The following is a 20,460-nucleotide window of genomic DNA, read 5'->3' as shown; positions in this document are numbered from 1 at the left end:
CGGCAAGATGCATATCGTGCGATCGACGATCGACTATCAACAATTTACTATTAATCATGGAACATCAATTTTTATCTCCAGAAGAATCTGCCGATGTAGATGCGGCTTTGCTATCTAATTCAGAAAAATTTCTCACTCGCCTGACAATTTCTTCTTTAAGGCTACTGATAATTATCGCTCAGGATACTGGAGTAGCGGTAGAAGAATTAACTCACAAACAAATTATTGCCTGGATGGAACAAGACTCTAAGATAAGACGGGAACAGGGGGTTGATGCTGCGGTGTTGAAGTGGTGATAAGTACAACCGCTACTAAACCATAAGTAAATCCGATCGGTTTTATTTGACGATAGTGTTAACATAAAAAGTGTTAAGATTTGTATATTAGTTACAAATCTTAATTGCTTTATTAACATTTGATAACGATCGGAAGTAGCTTTATGCCATTTACTATCGACTCAGCTCGTAACATTTTCTCCAACACGATGGCTGCGGATGCAGTACCGGCAACTATTGCCAGATTCAATCAACTGAGTGCTGAAGACCGCCTGGCACTAATCTGGTTTGCCTATCTAGAAATGGGTAAAACTATCACCGTAGCTGCCCCAGGAGCGGCTAACATGCAGTTTGCCGAACCGACTCTGAACGAAATCAAAAAAATGAGCTTTCAAGAGCAATCTCAAGTGATGTGCGATTTAGCTAACAGTGCCGACACTCCCATCTGTCGCACCTATACTACTTGGTCGCCAAATATCAAGCTAGGCTTTTGGTACCAGCTAGGAGAATTAATGGAAAAAGGAGTGGTTGCTCCCATTCCTCAAGGGTATAAGCTTTCTGCCAATGCTAATGCCGTATTATCTACAATTCAGCAATTAGAACCCGGGCAACAAATCACGGTTTTGCGTAATTGTGTAGTTAACATGGGATTCGATCCCGATAAGCTGGGTGAGTATAACCGAGTTAGCGAACCAGTCGCACCTCCTAAAGATATGTCTAAGCGCACTCAGGTTGCGATTTCTGGTGTTACCAATCCCACCATACTCGAATATATGAACCTGTTAAATGCCAATGACTTCGATGCTTTAATCGAATTATTCGCACCCGACGGTGCTTTACAACCTCCTTTCCGGAGACCGATTATTGGCAAAGAAGCAATTCTGAGATTTTTTAGAGAAGAATGCCAAAATCTCAAACTCCTTCCCGAGCGTGGCATCTCCGAACCTGCAGAAGAAGGCTACACCCAAATCAAAGTTACCGGTAAAGTACAAACTCCTTGGTTTGGTGCTGGCGTTGGCATGAATATTGCTTGGCGGTTCTTACTCAATGCTGAGAATAAAATTTTCTTTGTAGCGATTGACTTACTCGCCTCTCCTAAAGAATTAATGAACTTGGCTCGCTAGTAAGTTGGCTAAAATGTAAAGAAATCGAAAATATTGCCTCTAGAACTCTTGAAAATGAGAGAGTTCTATTTTTTTTGCGCTAAAATACTAATCTATCTTACAAAAGTTTACAAGGATTTCAGATTAGATAATGCAAGCGACTAATATTAGTTGGTCTCAAACAGAACGTCATATAGCCGAATTAGCCTTCAACAAAGCTTATGAGAGAGAAACCAGCTTCATTCTTCAGGGAGTTCGAGAACAAGCCAGGACGATTAGCGAACTTGAAGATTTATGGCGTTTAAATGACTTTTTAAGTGCTAGAAGACACGATCTTGAGGGCAAGTATGATTTTCAAGAGTCTAGTCTGATTTTTATCTTTGCGGGTCTGATTAAAGAAAAATGGCTAACAATTGAGGAATTAGAAGGTTTAGCCTCAGATAAATTAGCGAAAATCTCTGTTTTGTCTAAAATGTGAAACTCAATTTTAATTTAGTCTGCTTTCAAACCTTGAGTTTTCTAATAACGGTTTTAGAGAATGAGAAATGGTGAAAGATTTAAATTTACAATAAAAACTACGAATCGATTTACTATCAAAACCGTTAATACTCATGCAAACTCTGGATAATCCCAATCTCGCTAATACTCCAACAGCGTTCGATACCACGATTCATCGACGCAAAACCCGTCCCGTAAGAGTGGGAGATGTGACCATTGGTGGCAATAATCCCGTCGTGGTTCAGTCAATGATCAATGAAGATACATTAGATATTGACGCTTCAGTTGCTGCAATTCGCCGTCTGCATGAAATAGGCTGTGAGATCGTGCGAGTAACCGTTCCGAGTATGGCGCACGCTAAAGCTTTAGCCACAATCAAACAAAAGCTAGCGCAAACATACCGGAACGTTCCCTTAGTCGCCGACGTACATCACAACGGGATGAAAATTGCTTTAGAAGTTGCCAAGCACGTCGATAAAGTGCGGATTAACCCAGGATTGTATGTCTTTGAAAAACCCAAAGGCGATCGCACTGAATATACTAAGGCAGAATTTGAAGAAATCGGCAATAAAATTAAAGCTACCCTGAAACCTCTGGTAGTTTCCTTGCGCGAACAAAACAAGGCGATGCGGATCGGAGTCAATCACGGATCTCTCGCCGAAAGGATGTTGTTTACCTACGGTGACACTCCAGAAGGGATGGTGGAGTCCGCTCTAGAGTTTATTCAAATTTGTCAATCTTTAGATTTTTATAATCTTGTAATTTCCCTTAAAGCTTCTCGCGTTCCGGTAATGCTGGCTGCCTATCGGCTGATGGTCAAACGGATGAACGAGTTGGATATGGACTATCCCCTACATCTAGGTGTTACCGAGGCTGGAGATGGAGAATACGGCAGAATTAAATCTACTGCGGGCATTGGCACGTTACTAGCAGAAGGAATTGGCGATACCATCCGCGTCTCTCTGACAGAAGCACCTGAAAAAGAAATTCCGGTTTGTTACAGTATTTTGCAAGCTTTAGGACTGCGAAAAACCATGGTAGAGTATGTCGCTTGTCCTTCTTGCGGTCGTACTTTATTTAATTTAGAAGAAGTATTGCACCAGGTGCGGAAGGCGACCAATCATCTCACTGGTTTGGATATTGCTGTAATGGGCTGTATTGTCAATGGTCCTGGAGAAATGGCTGATGCTGATTACGGTTATGTTGGCAAACAACCAGGCTATATTTCTCTATATCGCGGTCGGGAAGAAATTAAAAAAGTTCCCGAAGAACATGGCGTAGAAGAATTGATTAACTTGATTAAAGCAGACGGACGTTGGCAAGATCCTGAATAGTCTGTAAGGCGATCGCATTTTTCGAACTGCTAAGGTGCGATCGCTTGGGCTTTTTCTCTATCTGTAGCATTACTGGTAGCTGCCAGTATAATTTTAGTGTTCTCAACCGACGCAAGCAAGCGAGTGGAGAGAGAGCGAAAATTAGCACTATGTAGACTGATGCTAGTTAATACAAATATATTATTCAGGACTCAATCATCCCAATTAAAATACAATTCTTGTAGACAAATATAAATAAAATTTGTCGCCTCTTATCATTTTGCAAAGTTTTGAGCTAAAATTCGCCAAAAGCTGCTAATAAAATAGAGAATTTTAAATTATGTCCGCTCTTCCTCAGCCAAAACTTCCAGTCGAAATTTATCCTCGTCGTCACAAAATAATTCGTCCCCAAGGGCAAGGCGTAAGGGAATTAAACGCACCTGAATATATTTCAGGTTTTAGTTCCTCGACTTCAGCATCTTTTAGAGATACAGAACCATTAACCGACCCTTTCGCTAAAAGCGCTCCTGCTTCCTCGGCAGCTCCTGTCGTACCTGGCTCTTCTCAGCATCGGATAACAGCTAAAAACAATCGCCACATCACTATTTCAAAACTTCGTCCTGCTAAGTTTACCAAAGGAAAAATTCCCGTCGAACTTCAACTGCTAATGTTATTTCAAAAAGCCTCTTTTGGACTTGCTCTAATATCAATGGCAAGTAGTATGGCACTATATCTAGCAACCGTACGCATTCCACAACTATGGAGTCGCGAATACAGAAACCTAGAGACTTTACAGCGTCAAGAACGCCAGTTAACCGAAATTAACGAAACTCTCAAATACCAAATGGCAAGGCAAGCAGAACGAAAAGACGAATTATCTAGACTCAAGCCAGACGATGCTGTTTTTGTCTCGCCTGCAGAAATCAAGCTGGAAACTCCAGCGAATTTAGAACGCGATCGCCAAAAAAAAATCGCTTTTAAATATGCTACCCCCGGATATTAAGCCTCTGTGAGAGTTCAAACAAGATAACAGGTAAAAGGTAATAATAACTATTCTTGTCGACTTTGTTGGCTTTTCCTGCTGTTCATAGTTAGATAAATTTGAATAAAAACGGTATGAGTTGGTAATGAGTCACAAAACTAGATTGAAAAACCCTTCAAAAAATCGCGATCGCTTTACTGCTCAAACAAATAACTTTATTTTTCGAGCGATCTTGGTTTGGGGCATTCTAGTTTTAGGAACGTTGGGATTAGCAGCTAGGCTATTCTATCTACAAATTATCGATCCCGTAATCACCTACGATCGAGCACCAGAAGGCAAATCACTAACTCAAATTGCTGAGGATCAACAGACAGCTGAATTAGATGTTTACATTCCTCGTCGTCAAATTGTCGATCGCGCTAATAATGTCTTGGCTACAGACCGCATTACCTACACCCTCTACGTTCATCCCTATTTGTTCAAAAGAAACTCTACTCAAGTACCACCAGCCGAAATTGCCCGGGAACTAGCACCTATTTTGGAGAATCGAACCCCAAAAGATTTAGAAGAAATTTTTAGCAAACAGCAATGGGGCATTCGCCTCGCAGAGAATTTACCAGAATCGGTAAAAGCTAAGATTACCGCTCTAAAAATTGACGGCTTGGATTTGAGACAGCAGTATTCTCGATTTTATCCTCACCAAGAAATGGCTGCTGAAGTAACGGGCTATATCAATCGCGATAGTACTCGTCGTCCTCAAGCGGGAGTAGAATTTACCCAGCATCAATTGTTAGAACGCCCTCCCGTCCAGTGGAAAATGAAACGTAGCTATAGCAATAACGAACTTATTTTTCATCCAGGAGAATTAGACCGATCGCAGAGGTTATTTAATTTTGACGATCTCAGACTTCAGCTAACCATCGACTTACGCCTTCAGCAGATGGCACGTCAAGCTCTGAAACAGCAGATGGAGAAATATCAAGCGAAACGAGGTGCGGTAATCGTCATGGATGTAAGAGACGGGGGGATCGCGGCTTTGGTGTCCGAACCTACCTACGATCCCAATAAATACTTTGAAAATCAGAACTTCGAATTATTTAAGAATTGGGCAATTACCGATCTCTACGAACCAGGTTCTACTTTCAAACCAATCAATCTCGCCTTAGCACTAGATGCTCATGTTATTACGCCGCAGGATACTGTTGACGATACGGGCAAAATAAAAATTAAAGATGCAACTGTTAGCAATCACGACTTTGATACCAAAGGAGCTAGAGGTAATCTCAGCTTGTCGGAAATTTTACAGTATTCCAGCAATGTCGGAATGATTAAAATAATGAATCGTCTCGATCCTGCCAAATACTATCGCCTATTGCAAAACCTCGGAATCGAAGAAAATTTAGAATTTGATATTCCAGGGTATACACCAGGTAGACTAAAAGATGAAGTCGAATTCGTCGTTCGACCAATCGAGCCTGCTACCGCCGCTTTCGGACAGGGGTTTTCCCTAACTCCCTTAAAATTAATTCAACTCCATGCAGCGATCGCTAATAAAGGCAAGTTAGTCATACCTCATGTAGTACGTGGGTTGGCAGATTACAATGGTTTTCTTCATTATTCTCTTTCTACTCCTAGCCAACAAATTTTTACCCCTAAAACCGCACGGGCTGTATTAAGTATGATGGAACGAGTAGTAGAAGAAGGTAGCGGTATTACTGCTAAAATTCCTGGTTATCGAATTGCCGGCAAAACAGGAACTTCGCAAAAAGCCAATACTGAAGGGGGCTATGATGAAACTGCCAAAATAACCAGCTTTGTGGCAATTTTTCCCGCCGAATCTCCTCGATATGCTATTTTAGCAGTAGTAGACGAACCCCAGGGCGAACACACCTATGGTTCTACTGTTGCTGCTCCTATCGTCGGCTCGGTTATAGAAAATATTATCACCATTGAAGGCATTCCTCCTATTGAGCACAGGGAAAGTGGGATAAGTAGGTAGGCAATATTCCTTGGTTAACAAGTTCATTATTTGGTTGAGTGATAGGGAAGCAGGGACAATTTCTTACTTCCCTCCTACTTCCCCAAATCCCTACTTCCCAAGCTCGCTACAGCTATCCCTAGAAAATGGAAAGTCTTAAACGAGAAGTATTGAGTAGGAAGGGGTGTAGGGGTAGGAAGCAGAGGAGCCAGAAGTAGCAGAAGGAGAAATTAAGGAGCGTTATTTTATTATTTAATTTCACTCAGCTATTTAGATAAGTAGAAAAATAGCGAAACAGAGAGTAAAAAGTTAACTTTTTATTTTTGAAAAATAATAACAATTTTCAATTGGTAAATCTTTAAAAATAAACTCAATGGGTAAACTAATAGAGCCACACTACAATAAATTAGATACACAATTTGTTTATAAAAATTTTAAGTTTACCAGGCGAATATAGTTGCCTGAAAGCGAGCAAACTAAAGCGAGCAAAGTATTTTTTTAAACCTCAAATCTACTAATAACCAATATATTAATAAGCTCTACACAACTAGTTATTGGCATAACTCAAAATTTATCGAGATTTTTTTTATTAAAACTTCCTGCCACCCAACTAAGAAACTTTCGAGCGATATAGACAAATGAAACTTATTGCAATAAATCTGGTATAACCTGAAGCCAATAATATTAGTTTATTCAAAAATTAGCTTCATTGTTATTTAACAAACTACAATACAAACTATACATAAATTTTACGGTATATTAAACCATGAGTAATTATATTTAAGTTGTAACCCTCAAGTTATTACTTAACCATGTTGGCTAATACCCAAACCAAAACCAGTGTAGCTTTATTATCTGATTGGCTAGCAAATCAAATTACATTTGCAAGTTTTGCTTGGCTAGAAGAGCAAAAAGCAGAAATTATTCGAGATGCTGCAGAAAGAAAGTTATTTACTGCTTTTAGTGCCGTATCTCGCTATGTAGAAAAAAATAATTTAAAACTATCAACCGAAGAATTAGCGGCAGCAAATGAAATAAAGTCGGGTTGGAATCCATCTCACTGGACTTTAGACCAAGTCGGACGCACCATTTTAATTTTATCTTTTCCCCATCGAGACTCTGAAAAATACGTACGAACCTTAAACAAGATTTTTGCAGCGGCGGATGTGGGAGAAGCGATCGCTTTGTATCAAAGTTTGTTTTTATTACCTTACCCCGAAAAATTTAAGCTGCGAGCGGCTGAAGGCATTCGTACGAATATGACCTCAGTTTTTAATGCAGTTACCCTACACAATCCCTATCCAGCGGAATATTTAGACGATTTAGCTTGGAATCAAATGATCCTCAAAGCTTTATTCGTCGGTACGCTGTTACATCCAATTTATGGCTTAAAACAACGCAACAATCAGCAGCTGTCTCAAATGTTACTCGATTATGCTCGCGAAAGATTGGCGGCAAAAAGAACCGTAAACCCAGAAGTTTGGGAGTTGGCAGCACCTTTTCAACCTGAAGAAGTTGCCGAATTAAAAGCAGCTTTTGACAAAATTCATAGTTAATTTCTTACTTTTTATAATCTCAAACACCTAGTAAATAAATTCTTAATAACCATGTCGAAAAATAAAATGATGTTTCTCGATCCCCACATTCACATGACTGCAAGAACTACTGACGACTATCAAGCAATGGCAAAAGCCGGGATAGTTGCGGTAATCGAACCGGCTTTTTGGCTAGGACAACCCCGTACTAGTGCCGATACCTATAAAGATTACTTAAGCTCTCTAGTCGGTTGGGAAAGATTTAGAGCCAGTCAGTTTGGCATCAAACACTACTGCACCATTGGTTTGAACTCCAAAGAAGCCAATAATGAGCCTCTAGCCGAAGCGGTGATGGAAAACTTACCTCTGTTTGCTTGCAAAGAGGGAGTAGTAGCAATTGGAGAAATTGGCTATGACGATATGACTCCCACTGAAGATAAATATTTTCGCCTCCAGCTAGAACTAGCCAAAGAATTAAACTTACCCGTAATGATTCATACACCTCACCGCGATAAAAAAGCCGGTACCTCTCGCAGTATGGATGTTTGTCTCGAACATGGACTAGAACCTTCTCAAGTTATCGTCGATCACAATAACGAAGAGACTTGCAAAGAAGTTTTAGATCGCGGTTTCTGGGCTGGTTTTACTATTTATCCCAACACAAAAATGGGCAATGAAAGAATGGTAGAAGTAGTGCGTCAGTATGGTTGCGATCACATTATCGTCGATAGCAGTGCCGACTGGGGTGTAAGCGATCCTCTAGCGGTGCCTAAAACCGCTTGGTTGATGAAAGAAAGAGGTATTCCCGAAGATCATATTCGCGCAGTTTGCTATCAAAATGCTCTAACAGCCTACAGTCAAAGCGGTCAAATTAAAGAAAGCGACTGGTTGAATCGGGGTGCGATCGATCGGCGTCAGCTATACAGCGGCAACTCAGTACTTAGAGGACAGCAGCCTCTCGTTGAGTCTGCTTCAGATTCTGTAGTTATTGTTTAGTAGATCGATAAAAAATGGAAACAACTACCACTCGAAAACCTCAGTCTGTCTGGGCTTATCTACAATTACTCCGTCCTGCCAATATCGTTACTGCTTGGGCAGACATTCTTCTCGGCTTTGCTGCTGCTGGTGCGGCTACTGCTGAGGTTGACCGATCGAATCTACTAGCTTTGGGCTGGTTGATTTTAGCTACTACAGGACTCTATGGCGGCGGAGTGGTGTTAAACGATGTCTGCGATGCCGAACTAGATGTTGTCGAACGTCCGGAACGTCCAATTCCTAGCGGTAGAGCCTCTAAAGGTGGCGCGATCGCTTTGGGAATGGGGTTGTTACTGATGGCAATCTTTGCCGCTGCCATGGTTTCTCAGATCGGTGCAATTTTAGCCGCAGCTATAGCAGTTGGAGCTTTTGTCTACGACAAGTGGGGCAAACACCAAACATTTTTAGGTCCTTTAAATATGGGTGCATGTCGGGGAGGTAATTTATTACTCGGAGTTAGTGCCATTCCCGCCGCATTGAGCGATCGCTGGTTTCTGGCATTAATTCCCATTGTTTATATTGCTGCCATTACTGCTATTTCTCAAGGAGAAGTTCGCGGTGGTAATAAAACTAAGGGGCTCGTGGCGCTCGCTTTTATTGTAATAGTTATCGGCAGTATTCTCGGTTTGGGACTTTTGCCAGGGTATACCGTATTAGTCACTCTCCCTTTTCTAATTTTATTTGCGGCATTAGTCTTACCTGCCTTTATTAAAGCTGCGGTCACTCCTGAAGCCGAACTAATTCAACTGGCAGTAAAAGCAGGCGTACTGTCTTTAATCGTTCTGGATGCAACTATAGCAGCGGGCTTTACCAACTGGTATTATGGCTTGTTCTTACTGGCACTGCTACCGCTCTCTCGCCTTCTAGCACGTGTGTTTGCCGTTACTTAACATAGGGTATTGCTGAATTGAGGTTGTGAACCTAATGATGTTTCTCCCCCGAATTGGGGAATGGGGGCAAACTCATATCTTGTAATTAGCAACCCTAAAAATAGAATCTTATGGCTAAATTTAATAACTAAAATTTATAACTTACTATGTTTACACGAGAAAAAACCGCCTCAAAAATTGAGTCATTACATCAAAGTATTACTGTCAGTTTTAACTATGACGTTCACTTTACTAGAGGACTATTCGAACTCAGCAATCCCGTACTCGCTCGGGTTCTAGATCGAGATAAGGTCGCCAAATCAGCGATCGCTGTGGTCGATTCAGGATTATTAGCATACCATCCCAGGTTGGTACGTCAAATCCAAAACTATGCCGCTGCTTATTCCCAAATTATCACTCTAGCTGCCGAACCGATTGTAGTTCCTGGGGGAGAAGCTGCTAAAAATGACCCGAGTTTAATAGCCAAAATTCACCAGATTATCGAACGAGTAGGATTATGTCGTCATTCCTATGTTTTCGCAATCGGTGGCGGTGCGGTAATTGATATGGTCGGCTATGCTGCTGCAACTGCCCATCGGGGAATTAGGCTCATTCGTATTCCTACTACCGTATTGGCTCAAAATGATTCGGGTGTAGGAGTTAAAAACAGCATCAATGCCTTTGGTAAAAAGAACTTTTTAGGTACTTTTGCGCCACCGGTTGCCGTACTCAATGACTTCGATTTTCTAACTACTTTAGACGACCGTGACTGGAGAGGCGGCATTGCCGAAGCAGTTAAAGTAGCTTTAATCAAAGACCGCGATTTTTGGCAGTTTATCAGCGATCGCGCTACAGATCTAGCCAATCGCAACTCCGAGACAATGGAGTATTTAATTTATCGCTGTAGCCAGCTACACCTCAACCATATAGCTAGTTATGGCGATCCTTTTGAAATGGGTTCTTCTCGTCCTCTAGATTTCGGACACTGGGCGGCTCATCGACTAGAGCATCTCACTAACTACCGCCTCAGACACGGAGAAGCAGTAGCTATCGGCATCGCTTTAGACTGCACCTATTCTTATCTTCAAGGATTGCTGACTCAAGCAGACTGGCAGCAAATTATTAAAACTTTACAACGGCTGGGATTTAGCCTCTACATTCCCGAATTGGCGAGGGATCTAGACAGAACGGATTCCGAACGCTCGGTTTTTCGAGGTCTAATCGAATTTCGCGAACACTTAGGCGGAGAATTAGCTATCATGCTGCTTCAGGAAATTGGTCGTGGTATGGAAGTCAACCACGTAGACATTTCCCTATATCAAAAGGCAATATTGTGGTTGCAGACAATTGAAGAGCGAATTACTGCTGCCTAAACTAACTAATAAACATTGCCATTGCCGTGAAAATAGTAGATACCGAATTTCATCTCACTTACTGTACTAATATCCATCCAGGGGAAAGCTGGACGGAGGTTAAAGACAATCTTCAGCAATATCTTCCCCAATTGAAATCCAGACTAGGGCGCGATCGCGCTATGGGGATTGGCTTGCGTTTGGCAGCCGCAGCCGCTGGAGAATTATTAAACCAAGATAATCTCTCGCGGTTTCAAACCTGGCTACGAGAACATGATTTATATGTCTTTACCCTCAACGGTTTTCCCTACGGTGGATTTCACTATCAGGTAGTCAAAGACAAAGTCTATGCTCCCGATTGGACTACAGCAGAACGTGTAGACTATACCTTACAGCTAATTGAAATTCTGACTACTCTGTTACCAGAAGGACTCGATGGCGGAATTTCTACCGTACCTCTATCCTATAAACCCTGGTGGCAGGACAATCCCGAAGGTAGAGAAAAAACATATTACCAAAGCACCCTGCATCTAGCCCAGATAGCGGCTAAGATGGCGCAAATTTATCGAGATACGGGTAAGCTACTGCATCTCGATCTCGAACCAGAACCCGATGGGATGCTAGAAAATACTGCCGAGGTAATTAGCTACTTTCAAGATTGGCTGTTATCCATAGGAGGTGGCTGGCTACAGCAGAAGTTGGGAATTACTAGCGAGTTAGCCGAGTCTTGGCTGAGAAATCATATTCGCCTTTGTTATGATACCTGTCATTTTGCCGTCGAGTATGAAGAACCAGAGAACATACTTCAGCTTTTAGGCGATGCAGGAATTAAAATCGGCAAAATTCAGCTTAGTTCGGCGATAAAGATCGATTTAACCCCAGAAACAGCCCATCGTCAGCTTATTTTAGCAAAACTACTGCCCTTTGCTGAATCTACCTATCTCCATCAGGTAATTGCTCGCAATGGCGATCGCTCTTTGCAGCATTACCCAGATCTCTCTCAAGCTTTACCACATCTAGCAACTACAGAAGCTTCAGAGTGGCGTACTCACTTTCACGTTCCCATTTTTATTCGCGACTACCAGCTATTTAAATCTACTCAAGAACATTTAGCAAAGCTATTGCGGCTTTTACCAGAACACCTCGTTTGCAATCATTTAGAAATCGAAACATATACCTGGGAAGTTTTACCCCCTGAAATGAAGCTGGATATTCTTAACTCCATCGAACGAGAATATGGTTGGGTTTTGAATACTTTTAGTACTTCTATAGGTGATTTAGCGCGTTCTTAAGCAACAGAGGAACTTGTAAATTAGTTGAATGGTTTATCAGAAAAATAGCTGCACCGAAGATTGATACAGATCGTAAGTTGTTAAGCTATGAGCAAATGACTTTGGTATTTGTATTAAAAGTCGAACATGAAATTTGATTCAGTAGAACTTAATATAGCCCGTCAATGTTTGTTAGATAAAACCGTTAAATACTTCCTGGAAAGAGGAGGTATTAAAGCTTTGTATGTACAAGGTTCTGTTGCAGCGGAATCAACAGACGAATTTTCAGATATCGATTTTCGAGTTGTAACAGACTCAGAACTATATGAGAAATATATCTCAGAGCGATTTTCTGCTCCCAAATGCTGGGGAGAATGGATTTATAATGAATGGGTAGTCACTAGACCTTGGGTTTGCGTATCACATTTCAAACCATTTAATAAAATTGACGTGCTTTATTTCAAGCCAGAAGTAATTCAGCCCTCACCTTGGTTTTTACTACCAACTAAAATTACGATCCAGAAGGTTTAGTACAGCAAATTATTCGAGCTTCTGAAGGACTGCAATTTACTATAGATATCGAAGAAGTAGAACGGCTCATAAGTAAAGGTCTAGCTTATGCAGAAGAAGCGTATCGCCGAGTTATGCGCGACGAGATGTTTTATGCTCAATCTTTACTAGATAGTTTTAGACAAGTTCTAATGCAATTTGAAGATTTTCTCGAAAACAGACCTCATTCTGTATCTAACTTTAGACGGCAAGGTAATAAAACATCAATCGAAATTTTGAAGCTTTCATATACATCATTAGAGAAGAAGCTTATGCTTCAAGCTTTAAGTAGATTGTTGAGGTTATATAAAGATCGAGTAGTCGAACTTTATGAACTACTTTTCCTGCAACGGGACAGAGAAACGAATTTATTTTGGATTAATACTATTGATGATTTGTGTCAGGGTAGTGCTTATGATGAGATCAAATACTAGAAGTATGAAAATAGTTCAGAGAAGTCAATTTAGGCAAATAGGCGATCGCGGTTTAAAAGCTTAGACTAAAAGAAAAATCTGTATGACCGAGTTTGTTCCAGGACTAGAGTTAAGCGATCGCTTCTATAAAGAGGCTGTTAAGCCAGTGATGGAAGAACACTTTTCGGGGCTTAAATATTCAGCAGCTTTAATTGGATATGGTTCAGATGTTTTGGGCTTCGACGATCCTATATCAACCGATCATGAATGGGGTCCGAGATTGCTGTTATTTTTGTCAGAAGAAGACTATAAAAAATACGAAGCAAAAATAGACGATACGTTAAGTAGAAAACTGCCTTACACCTTCAAAGGATTCTCTACTAATTTTTCATCTAGTGCTGTACAGTGGCAAGAGTATATTCAATCTGGTTCGATCGCTCACAAGGTTTGGATTCAGACTATAGCTTCCTTTTTCAAATTATCTCTCGATTTTAATCCTTACAGCAAAATTAACCCTCTTCTGTCACTCTCCGAGAATAAAAAATAGTAGAAACGTAGTTTATCCACTGAGAAAGTATGGTGAAAATTGATTCATCAAGGCAATTAGTTGATGAAAACCCAACAATAACTGACGATTGGGAAAAATGTCTAACCAGGGAACAATTAACCAGAGTAAAGTAATTGGTTGAATAATTAAACGAAGGTTATTTAAAGTAGTTTTCCATCCACCTTGATTAGACCACTGTTGATGACGAGTAAAATTTGCCTCAAACTCATCTTTACCATCAGAAAAATTCGAGTGAGTTGCTGAATAATTGAGACTACAAAGCACTTTTGTTTGAGAGCTAATCATCCAGTAAGCTGAGAAAATAATTTCCCACCACCTTTCAATTTGTTCGAATTTAGTGAAACGGTAATCTGTCCAACCTAACTCTTGTTTGCACTGTCGAAATCCATATTCAACCCAGGTTCTCAATCCATAAAGATTACCAAGACGTTGCTTAATTTGACTTCTTTTGTCAGTAAGATTAGTCATAACAAAGGATGTAGAATTCTCTGGCATGGTTTCGGGGTTAGTAGTTAATTCCCAGTAGGTTCTCCAACATCTGCGACCAAAAACAATTTCTCTAACATATCTGATTTCTGAATTTTGATTACTAAAAATTCTTTCAAATTCACACCATTTATTAGCTCTAACTTTTTGATTATGAGGCATCCAAACCCCGTGATTATTCCTAATTGCTAAGACCCAAGGCAATTTAGGTTTGTCTAATGTCTGTATGAAATAACTGCTTTCTCCATACAAACTGTCTGCTAATACTAATTCAATCTCAAACTCAAAATCTATTAGTTCTTCGATTATTTCGGCAGCTAATTCAATCTTGGTTTGATATTTATCCCCTGGTTTTAATGTTCCTTTCGGTTTAAAAACTTTCAACATTAAAGGAAAAGTAATATTGTCGTATATCCCATAGCTATTTACTGTAACTATCCCCTGGTCTATCTTGCCAATACTTCCTAAGTATTGCCGCGCTACGTAGTCGGTTTTTTTTCCTTTCTTTCTATCTCCTGTTTCATCAATGACTACTGTTATTTTCTTCCCTGATAATGCCGAAAGTGTTTTTGATAATCTTCGTTTTCGAATCTCAATTATTGACCAAGGGGACTTAGCTAAAAAATGATGTAGTGATTGCGCTGAATTAATACCTACTATTTTCGCTATTTCTGGGAGTGATTTTCTCTTAATTGGTGAGACAATTCCTAAATGTAAGTACTTAAAACACTCGTAACTTCTTACTTCAGGGAATAAGTCTTTGTAGCTGCTACAATATTCGTCAATCACCGATACTGTCGGTCGTGCATCTCTGGCTAAATGTTTGAGAATTTGTAACTCTACATCCATTGCACTATGTACTCTCTAGCAATTTTGTTTTTCTAGTCCTTTATTTTACTACTCGGAGAGTGACATAAGAGGGATAAAGTGATCGCTCCTATGTTTTGAGTAATGGATAAAATTAAAGAAATTGTATGATATTGCAATATTGACTGCGATTAAAATATGACTGAACTACTGCGACAGGCGATCTCCGAAATCCAAAAGCTATCACCAGAACAACAAGATGCAATCGCGTCTCGGTTTCTTGAAGAATTACAAGATGAGCAAAAATGGTCAACCCGTTTTACCGCGACAACCGACGAACAATGGGATCGGATGGCTGCTATGGTGCGAGAGGAAATTATAAGTGGTGAAACTACCTCACTCGATCTCATTTTTCCATCCGAAAAATGAGATCGAGTGTCACGAAAACATTTCGCATACAGCTTAATGAGCTTCCCGTATCAGTTCGGAAACAGGCTGCAAAAGCATATAAACTTTGGCAACAAGATCCATATCATCCTAGTCTTCAATTTAAACGAGTCAGCCAGCGACAACCAATTTATTCTGCTCGTGTAAGTCTTAATTATCGAACTCTAGGTTTGTTGGAATCAGATCGTATTTACTGGTTTTGGATTGGTACACATGATGAGTATGATGAATTGCTTAAAAGGATTTAATCTAGCGAAGTTAGTTTGAGTAAATATGCGATCGCCCTCATTAATTTAACCTCTCCGAACAACAAATATTCTCAATCTGTAACGGAGAAAAAGCGATTGCTCTACTTAAAAACTACCAACTTCAATTAATTCTCCTGGCTCGATAGTGAGTAAAGTTTCGCGTACTTTAGGGATTAATGGCAATAAATCCGAAACACGATTTGTTTGCGCTACCATAACTATTACTGCAACACTAGCTTATTGTAGATTTTGCTCGTGTTTTATATTGCGATCGCTTGTCAGCAATACAGTAAATTTCGATTCAGACATTAATTTTAGCAATGCTCCATTTTTTGTTCCCGACCATCCCATTTCACTTACTGTTTTAAGATCGAGATCGGTAAATTCGCGTTTTAAAGGTCTGGGAACACACTCATCAAGCAGGATTCGCATAACTCATAAGCATTTCTTTTGCTAATTCTAGGATAGATATAGCATCGTGCTTGGTAACGCTGGGAAAATGAGCGATAAATGTATCTAACGAATCTCCTGCTTCTAAATAATCAATTAAATTTTTAATCGGAACACGAGTCCCTCTAAAAACAGGAGTTCCTCCCATAAGTTCTGGGTCGCTAACAATGACATTGCTTTTAGTCGTCATGATACAAATCTAGTAATAAATTATCTATAGATCGTAGTTAGATTTTGCAGTTTGATTCAAACACATAACAATTGTCTGTTTTAGATCGAACATACATTCTCAATCTGTAAAGAACAAAAAGCGATCGCTCTTAATGGCGCTTGAATAGAAAATTTATTGCTTCCTCTATTATCGCTTTGGTGTTTTCTTCTCTGCTTTTTTGCGGCAATTTTTCTCGATTCTTCTGCTGTTTTTCTTGGGTTTTCGTTTGTTCGTTGATAAATTCAGTCAATCCTCGACCAGTTGGCGCACTCTCGAGATCAGGCGGAACTTTTATTGCAGCTTCTTTCATTACCGCTTCATTTGCATAGATGGGACTCTTCATCAGTAATGCTAGGGCGATCGCATCGCTCGGTCGCGCATCTACCTCTTTAACTCGACCATCACAACCCAAACAGGCTACAGCGTAATAGGTATTTTCTTGCAGAGATTCTACTCTAACTGACTCCAAATTTACATTGGCAGCCTTCAACATATTCGACATAAATTGAAAAGTCATCGGTCTGGGTAACGAAGTCTCGGTAAGAATTTGAGTGATCGCTTCTCCAGATGGCAATCCTACAAAAATGGGTAAAAGTCGGCGATTCACTTCGTCCCACAAAATCACCACACAGCTATCTAAATTAATACTACCGCTTTTAAGCTCGATATTTGGTGAAAAAACTAGATCGGCAACAGTAACTTGTATCATAGGTTGTTTTTTTTGATTTATTAAAACAATAGAATTATCTTCAAGGTAAAGCGGTAGAAGTTTCTCTTTAAGCTGCTTTCTAGCTTTATGTAAGCGACCTTTGACTGCTGCAACCGAACTATTCAAAAGTGCGGAAATTTCGTATATTGTTAATTGCTCGAAATAAAATAGCAATACTGTAGTTCGATTTTTAGCAGATAGAGAATTAACTGCTTCCAGCACTAAGTTGTATAGCTCTTGCTCTTGGACGACTTTTATTGGACTTGGAGAAGTCGTCGCCAAAATCTCGCTATTTACTTTGATTCCGCCCATAATTTCTTCAAAAGAGAGGAAATTCAGTTTTTGATGACGGATATGAGTACGACAAACATTTAAGACAATTCCGCTGAGCCATGCTTGAAAGCGATCGCCATCTCGAAGTCGATCGAGTGAAAGATAAGCTTGTAAAAAAGCTTCTTGCACTAAATCTTGAGCGATGTCTACTCTGCCAACCATTTTTTTAGCGAGGCGAAAGACGTATATTTGATGGCGTTTAATTAGCTGGCTGAATGCATTTTTATCGCCGCTACAAGCTAATGCTACAAGTTCAGCGTCTCTTATTTGACTCACAACTTCTAATGACTTTTTGAAGACACGTATTATTAGTGGTAGAAATACAACAAAAGGTTACTTTTTTCGATCTATGTTATAAAGCAATGTACCTAATCTAATCGTATTCGGAGTGCATTATGGATAAAACTGTCGTTCTCAACGTAGTCGGTTTGACTCCCCAGTTAATTGGAGAATACACCCCTTTTTTATCTCGCTGGCAGAGTCAGGGTAAAACCGCCTCGATAAATCCCGTATTGCCTGCCGTTACCTGTACCGCCCAAGCAACCTACTATACGGGAACCAATCCCAGCGAACACGGCATTGTCGCTAATGGCTGGTATTTTCGCGATGAATGTGAAGTCAAGCTGTGGCGACAGTCGAATCATCTGGTTGAAGCTCCGAAAATTTGGGATAAAGCGCGATCGCTCGACCCAGATTTTACCTGCGCCAATATTTTTGGCTGGTACAATATGTACTCTTCAGTAGACTATGCGGTGACACCGCGCCCCATGTATCCTGCAGACGGCAGAAAAATACCCGATATCTACACCGAACCGATGGAACTGCGTTCCTGGTTGCAATCTGAGTTGGGACAGTTTCCTCTGTTTGACTTTTGGGGACCTAAAACCTCAATTAAATCCAGTCAATGGATTGCTGAATGCGCTCAAAAAATCGAATTCAAATACAGTCCTACTCTTACTTTAATTTACTTACCCCACTTGGATTACTGTCTGCAAAAAATCGGCACCGAGCCTCAAGAAATTGCTCGCGATCTACGAGAAATAGATAACCTCTGTAAAGATGCGATCGAGTTTTACGAAGCTAGAGGAGCAAAAGTAATCGTTCTCTCGGAATACGGTATTACTCCCGTTAGCAAACCAATTCATATCAATCGTCTCCTGCGACAGCAGAATTTAATTAGCGTTAGAGAAGAATTGGGTAGAGAAATTTTAATACCTGGAGCGAGTAAAGCTTTTTCCGTAGCCGATCATCAAATTGCCCACCTTTATATTAATGACTCTACCTGCTTGAATAAAGTAAAAAAGCTGCTGGAAAATACACCAGGTATCGATCTGGTTTTAGAGCGAGAAACTAAGCCCAAGTATCATCTAGATCATCCTCGTTCGGGTGAATTAGTAGCAGTTGCCGAATCCGACGCTTGGTTTACCTACTACTATTGGTTAGATGACACACTCGCTCCAGATTTTGCTCGCACCGTAGATATTCATCGTAAACCAGGCTACGATCCCGTAGAGCTTTTTATCGATCCCCGTATTAAATTGCCACAGGCGAAAGTTGCTCTAAAGTTACTCCAAAAGCAACTCGGTTTTCGTTATTTGATGGATGTTATCCCGTTAGATGCCAGTTTAGTTAAAGGTTCACACGGTCATCTGACAACATCAGTAGAGCGATCGCCCGTCTTGATTACCCAACAACAAAACTTGCTAACTAAAGAAAAAATTGAAGCCACCGAGGTTTTTAATTTAATTCTCAATCATTTATCGGGCTGTTAAATTTTAATAAGATACCACTTGAAAAAATAAAACTTTTTATTCGATAAATGGCAGAAGGTCAAAGACTTGACGTATTTCTAGCAGAGAGCGATCGAGTAAAGATTCATAATTGAGAAAAGGATAGTATTTCCTATTACCACGAGTCTTAAACCAAATGGTTATAACTTCTGGTAGCAGTCGCGGTAACACGAACAAAATCGAGCTATAAAGCCATAAAACTCCATGTTGTTTAATTAGATCGTCATACATAATATCTATTGCAGGTTTAATTTTGGGGTCTTTACGAGTACGTATAAAATCTCCAAACTTAAAATCGCTCGTCCAAAAGCTTAATGGTAGTATTTTGATTTCGTCATACATATCAGTGTCGCAACCAAGAACAACATGAGAAACGTCGTGTGCTAACAAGATTTTGGCGAATTCTGGAGGTAATTCTCTAGGGTCAGTAATATCGGGGTTTTTCTCATAATACTCTTCTAATCCTTGCTGAAGAGTCTGAGTGCTATGTTTATTACAGTACTGAGGGCGAGAACGATAATTCATTGCTGTTATTACGATACGATACCGTTTCGTAAATTTATAATAACACTTATGAGTAAAACAAAGAAAAAAACACCTGGAAGACCTCGTAGTACTAAATCTCATCAAGCTATCTTGAAGGCTACTTTAGAATTGTTAGGGGAAGTAGGTTTTGAAACTATGAGTATCGAAGCGATCGCAAATCGTGCGGGGGTCGGAAAAACTACTATCTATCGACGCTACAGCAATAAAGAAGAATTGGTAACTGACGCAATTGAAAGCATTAGACAAGATGTCGTGATTCCCAATACTGGAAATCTGTGGAAAGATATAGATGAGCTGATCGAAAATGCCGCACAGATTACTCTTAGCCCTTTAGGACGGCAAACTGTAGCCATGATTATTAGTAGTGCTACGAGTAATTCTCAATTTGCTCGTCTTTATTGGACAAAATATTTACAACCACGACGAGAAGCTTTTGCTGTTGTAATCAAACGAGCCAAAACCAAAAATGAAGTTCGGCTCGATCTTGATTCTGGTCTGCTATTTGACTCCATGAGTGGAATTATGCTTTACGCCTTGATTTTTCAGCCTACAACTGAATCTTGGACAGAATACGTTCGACGTGCATTATATTTGTTATTTCAGGGAGCAATGGATCGGTCTAAATCAGAGTAATATTGCAGCTTCTCACTAAATAGGGCAAAAATATCAATGTTTAATTAGGATCGACACAA

Annotated in this window: 21 protein-coding genes and 1 pseudogene; 17 read left to right on the top strand and 5 right to left on the bottom strand. The window is 40.1% G+C overall.

All coding sequences use genetic code 11. The annotated features are described in order from the left end of the window. The first annotated feature begins 56 nt into the window (after window positions 1-56). The 13 genes from ACLFKQ_RS01155 to ACLFKQ_RS01095 all read left to right on the top strand — a co-directional run bounded on the left by ACLFKQ_RS01155 (window position 57) and on the right by ACLFKQ_RS01095 (window position 13,720). Window positions 57-296, top strand: coding sequence for a hypothetical protein (locus tag ACLFKQ_RS01155; RefSeq protein ID WP_448998097.1), 240 nt, complete (start codon window positions 57-59; stop codon window positions 294-296). 143 nt (window positions 297-439) lie between these two features. Further along, entirely contained in the window at window positions 440-1,399 is a 960-nt protein-coding gene (locus ACLFKQ_RS01150) for an orange carotenoid-binding protein (protein WP_448998096.1), read from the top strand. A 130-nt stretch (window positions 1,400-1,529) separates the two neighbouring features. Then, on the top strand, window positions 1,530-1,856 hold the full coding sequence (locus tag ACLFKQ_RS01145; protein WP_448998095.1) for a hypothetical protein: 327 nt from the start codon (window positions 1,530-1,532) through the stop codon (window positions 1,854-1,856). Between the two features lie 133 nt (window positions 1,857-1,989). Continuing rightward, window positions 1,990-3,210, top strand: a complete 1,221-nt coding sequence (ispG, locus tag ACLFKQ_RS01140; RefSeq protein WP_448998094.1) for a (E)-4-hydroxy-3-methylbut-2-enyl-diphosphate synthase — start codon at window positions 1,990-1,992, stop codon at window positions 3,208-3,210. A 319-nt stretch (window positions 3,211-3,529) separates the two neighbouring features. Further along, entirely contained in the window at window positions 3,530-4,192 is a 663-nt protein-coding gene (locus tag ACLFKQ_RS01135) for a hypothetical protein (RefSeq protein WP_448998093.1), read from the top strand. Between the two features lie 124 nt (window positions 4,193-4,316). Next, entirely contained in the window at window positions 4,317-6,170 is a 1,854-nt protein-coding gene (locus tag ACLFKQ_RS01130) for a peptidoglycan D,D-transpeptidase FtsI family protein (protein WP_448998092.1), read from the top strand. Window positions 6,171-6,961: 791 nt separating this feature from the next. Further along, window positions 6,962-7,705: an EboA family metabolite traffic protein gene (locus ACLFKQ_RS01125; protein WP_448998091.1), complete on the top strand. Its 744-nt coding sequence runs from the start codon at window positions 6,962-6,964 to the stop codon at window positions 7,703-7,705. A 66-nt stretch (window positions 7,706-7,771) separates the two neighbouring features. Beyond that, window positions 7,772-8,680: a TatD family hydrolase gene (locus ACLFKQ_RS01120; RefSeq protein ID WP_448999428.1), complete on the top strand. Its 909-nt coding sequence runs from the start codon at window positions 7,772-7,774 to the stop codon at window positions 8,678-8,680. Window positions 8,681-8,694: 14 nt separating this feature from the next. After that, window positions 8,695-9,609: a UbiA-like protein EboC gene (eboC, locus tag ACLFKQ_RS01115; RefSeq protein ID WP_448998090.1), complete on the top strand. Its 915-nt coding sequence runs from the start codon at window positions 8,695-8,697 to the stop codon at window positions 9,607-9,609. 146 nt (window positions 9,610-9,755) lie between these two features. Continuing rightward, window positions 9,756-10,961, top strand: coding sequence for a 3-dehydroquinate synthase (locus ACLFKQ_RS01110; protein WP_448998089.1), 1,206 nt, complete (start codon window positions 9,756-9,758; stop codon window positions 10,959-10,961). A gap of 26 nt (window positions 10,962-10,987) precedes the next feature. Then, entirely contained in the window at window positions 10,988-12,232 is a 1,245-nt protein-coding gene (gene eboE / locus ACLFKQ_RS01105) for a metabolite traffic protein EboE (protein WP_448998088.1), read from the top strand. Window positions 12,233-12,358: 126 nt separating this feature from the next. Then, window positions 12,359-12,742 carry a nucleotidyltransferase domain-containing protein gene (locus ACLFKQ_RS01100; RefSeq protein WP_448998087.1) on the top strand — a complete coding sequence of 128 codons (384 nt, stop codon included), beginning with the start codon at window positions 12,359-12,361 and terminating at the stop codon, window positions 12,740-12,742. Between the two features lie 534 nt (window positions 12,743-13,276). Next, complete coding sequence (locus ACLFKQ_RS01095; protein WP_448998086.1) at window positions 13,277-13,720, top strand: hypothetical protein; 444 nt, start codon at window positions 13,277-13,279, stop codon at window positions 13,718-13,720. Window positions 13,721-13,732: 12 nt separating this feature from the next. Here the strand turns inward: ACLFKQ_RS01095 and ACLFKQ_RS01090 are convergent, their stop codons facing one another. Continuing rightward, window positions 13,733-15,076, bottom strand: a complete 1,344-nt coding sequence (locus ACLFKQ_RS01090) for an IS701 family transposase (RefSeq protein WP_448998085.1) — start codon at window positions 15,074-15,076, stop codon at window positions 13,733-13,735. A 156-nt stretch (window positions 15,077-15,232) separates the two neighbouring features. Between ACLFKQ_RS01090 and ACLFKQ_RS01085 the strand changes: the two genes are divergently transcribed. Both ACLFKQ_RS01085 and ACLFKQ_RS01080 read left to right on the top strand, forming a co-directional pair. Continuing rightward, on the top strand, window positions 15,233-15,463 hold the full coding sequence (locus tag ACLFKQ_RS01085; protein ID WP_448998084.1) for a hypothetical protein: 231 nt from the start codon (window positions 15,233-15,235) through the stop codon (window positions 15,461-15,463). After that, a complete protein-coding gene (locus tag ACLFKQ_RS01080; protein WP_448998083.1) occupies window positions 15,460-15,729 on the top strand; it encodes a ParE family toxin-like protein in 270 nt (89 codons plus the stop codon). Before ACLFKQ_RS01085 ends, ACLFKQ_RS01080 begins: the two co-directional genes overlap by 4 nt. A 105-nt stretch (window positions 15,730-15,834) precedes the next feature. Here ACLFKQ_RS01080 and ACLFKQ_RS01075 read toward each other — a convergent pair. From ACLFKQ_RS01075 to ACLFKQ_RS01065, 3 genes and pseudogenes are all read right to left on the bottom strand, one after another. After that, a pseudogene (locus tag ACLFKQ_RS01075) lies at window positions 15,835-16,161 on the bottom strand (DUF5615 family PIN-like protein). Further along, entirely contained in the window at window positions 16,145-16,369 is a 225-nt protein-coding gene (locus ACLFKQ_RS01070) for a DUF433 domain-containing protein (protein ID WP_448998082.1), read from the bottom strand. Before ACLFKQ_RS01070 ends, ACLFKQ_RS01075 begins: the two are co-directional and overlap by 17 nt. 130 nt (window positions 16,370-16,499) lie before the next feature. Beyond that, complete coding sequence (locus tag ACLFKQ_RS01065; protein ID WP_448998081.1) at window positions 16,500-17,708, bottom strand: bifunctional nuclease domain-containing protein; 1,209 nt, start codon at window positions 17,706-17,708, stop codon at window positions 16,500-16,502. Between the two features lie 119 nt (window positions 17,709-17,827). On the opposite strand from ACLFKQ_RS01065, the gene ACLFKQ_RS01060 reads away from it, so the two are divergent. Further along, window positions 17,828-19,204 (top strand): alkaline phosphatase family protein, encoded by a 1,377-nt coding sequence (locus ACLFKQ_RS01060; protein WP_448998080.1) that lies wholly within the window; start codon window positions 17,828-17,830, stop codon window positions 19,202-19,204. 36 nt (window positions 19,205-19,240) lie between these two features. Here ACLFKQ_RS01060 and ACLFKQ_RS01055 read toward each other — a convergent pair whose 3' ends face one another. Next, window positions 19,241-19,747: a hypothetical protein gene (locus tag ACLFKQ_RS01055; RefSeq protein ID WP_448998079.1), complete on the bottom strand. Its 507-nt coding sequence runs from the start codon at window positions 19,745-19,747 to the stop codon at window positions 19,241-19,243. A 48-nt stretch (window positions 19,748-19,795) separates the two neighbouring features. On the opposite strand from ACLFKQ_RS01055, the gene ACLFKQ_RS01050 reads away from it, so the two are divergent. Beyond that, window positions 19,796-20,401: a TetR/AcrR family transcriptional regulator gene (locus ACLFKQ_RS01050; RefSeq protein WP_448998078.1), complete on the top strand. Its 606-nt coding sequence runs from the start codon at window positions 19,796-19,798 to the stop codon at window positions 20,399-20,401. The last annotated feature ends 59 nt before the right edge of the window (window positions 20,402-20,460 follow it).

Source organism: Myxosarcina sp. GI1(2024), assembly GCF_053543375.1.
This window is presented reverse-complemented; position numbering and strand designations above follow the sequence as displayed.

Excerpts from the sequence above, each read along its gene's own strand:
- ACLFKQ_RS01155 (WP_448998097.1), top strand. The coding sequence starts at position 57 with ATGGAACATCAATTTTTATCTCCAGAAGAATCTGCCGATGTAGATGCG.
- ACLFKQ_RS01150 (WP_448998096.1), top strand. The coding sequence starts at position 440 with ATGCCATTTACTATCGACTCAGCTCGTAACATTTTCTCCAACACGATG.
- ACLFKQ_RS01145 (WP_448998095.1), top strand. The coding sequence starts at position 1,530 with ATGCAAGCGACTAATATTAGTTGGTCTCAAACAGAACGTCATATAGCC.
- ispG (WP_448998094.1), top strand. The coding sequence starts at position 1,990 with ATGCAAACTCTGGATAATCCCAATCTCGCTAATACTCCAACAGCGTTC.
- ACLFKQ_RS01135 (WP_448998093.1), top strand. The coding sequence starts at position 3,530 with ATGTCCGCTCTTCCTCAGCCAAAACTTCCAGTCGAAATTTATCCTCGT.
- ACLFKQ_RS01130 (WP_448998092.1), top strand. The coding sequence starts at position 4,317 with ATGAGTCACAAAACTAGATTGAAAAACCCTTCAAAAAATCGCGATCGC.
- ACLFKQ_RS01125 (WP_448998091.1), top strand. The coding sequence starts at position 6,962 with ATGTTGGCTAATACCCAAACCAAAACCAGTGTAGCTTTATTATCTGAT.
- ACLFKQ_RS01120 (WP_448999428.1), top strand. The coding sequence starts at position 7,772 with ATGATGTTTCTCGATCCCCACATTCACATGACTGCAAGAACTACTGAC.
- eboC (WP_448998090.1), top strand. The coding sequence starts at position 8,695 with ATGGAAACAACTACCACTCGAAAACCTCAGTCTGTCTGGGCTTATCTA.
- ACLFKQ_RS01110 (WP_448998089.1), top strand. The coding sequence starts at position 9,756 with ATGTTTACACGAGAAAAAACCGCCTCAAAAATTGAGTCATTACATCAA.
- ACLFKQ_RS01100 (WP_448998087.1), top strand. The coding sequence starts at position 12,359 with ATGAAATTTGATTCAGTAGAACTTAATATAGCCCGTCAATGTTTGTTA.
- ACLFKQ_RS01095 (WP_448998086.1), top strand. The coding sequence starts at position 13,277 with ATGACCGAGTTTGTTCCAGGACTAGAGTTAAGCGATCGCTTCTATAAA.
- ACLFKQ_RS01090 (WP_448998085.1), bottom strand. The coding sequence starts at position 15,076 with ATGGATGTAGAGTTACAAATTCTCAAACATTTAGCCAGAGATGCACGA.
- ACLFKQ_RS01085 (WP_448998084.1), top strand. The coding sequence starts at position 15,233 with ATGACTGAACTACTGCGACAGGCGATCTCCGAAATCCAAAAGCTATCA.
- ACLFKQ_RS01080 (WP_448998083.1), top strand. The coding sequence starts at position 15,460 with ATGAGATCGAGTGTCACGAAAACATTTCGCATACAGCTTAATGAGCTT.
- ACLFKQ_RS01070 (WP_448998082.1), bottom strand. The coding sequence starts at position 16,369 with ATGACGACTAAAAGCAATGTCATTGTTAGCGACCCAGAACTTATGGGA.
- ACLFKQ_RS01060 (WP_448998080.1), top strand. The coding sequence starts at position 17,828 with ATGGATAAAACTGTCGTTCTCAACGTAGTCGGTTTGACTCCCCAGTTA.
- ACLFKQ_RS01055 (WP_448998079.1), bottom strand. The coding sequence starts at position 19,747 with ATGAATTATCGTTCTCGCCCTCAGTACTGTAATAAACATAGCACTCAG.
- ACLFKQ_RS01050 (WP_448998078.1), top strand. The coding sequence starts at position 19,796 with ATGAGTAAAACAAAGAAAAAAACACCTGGAAGACCTCGTAGTACTAAA.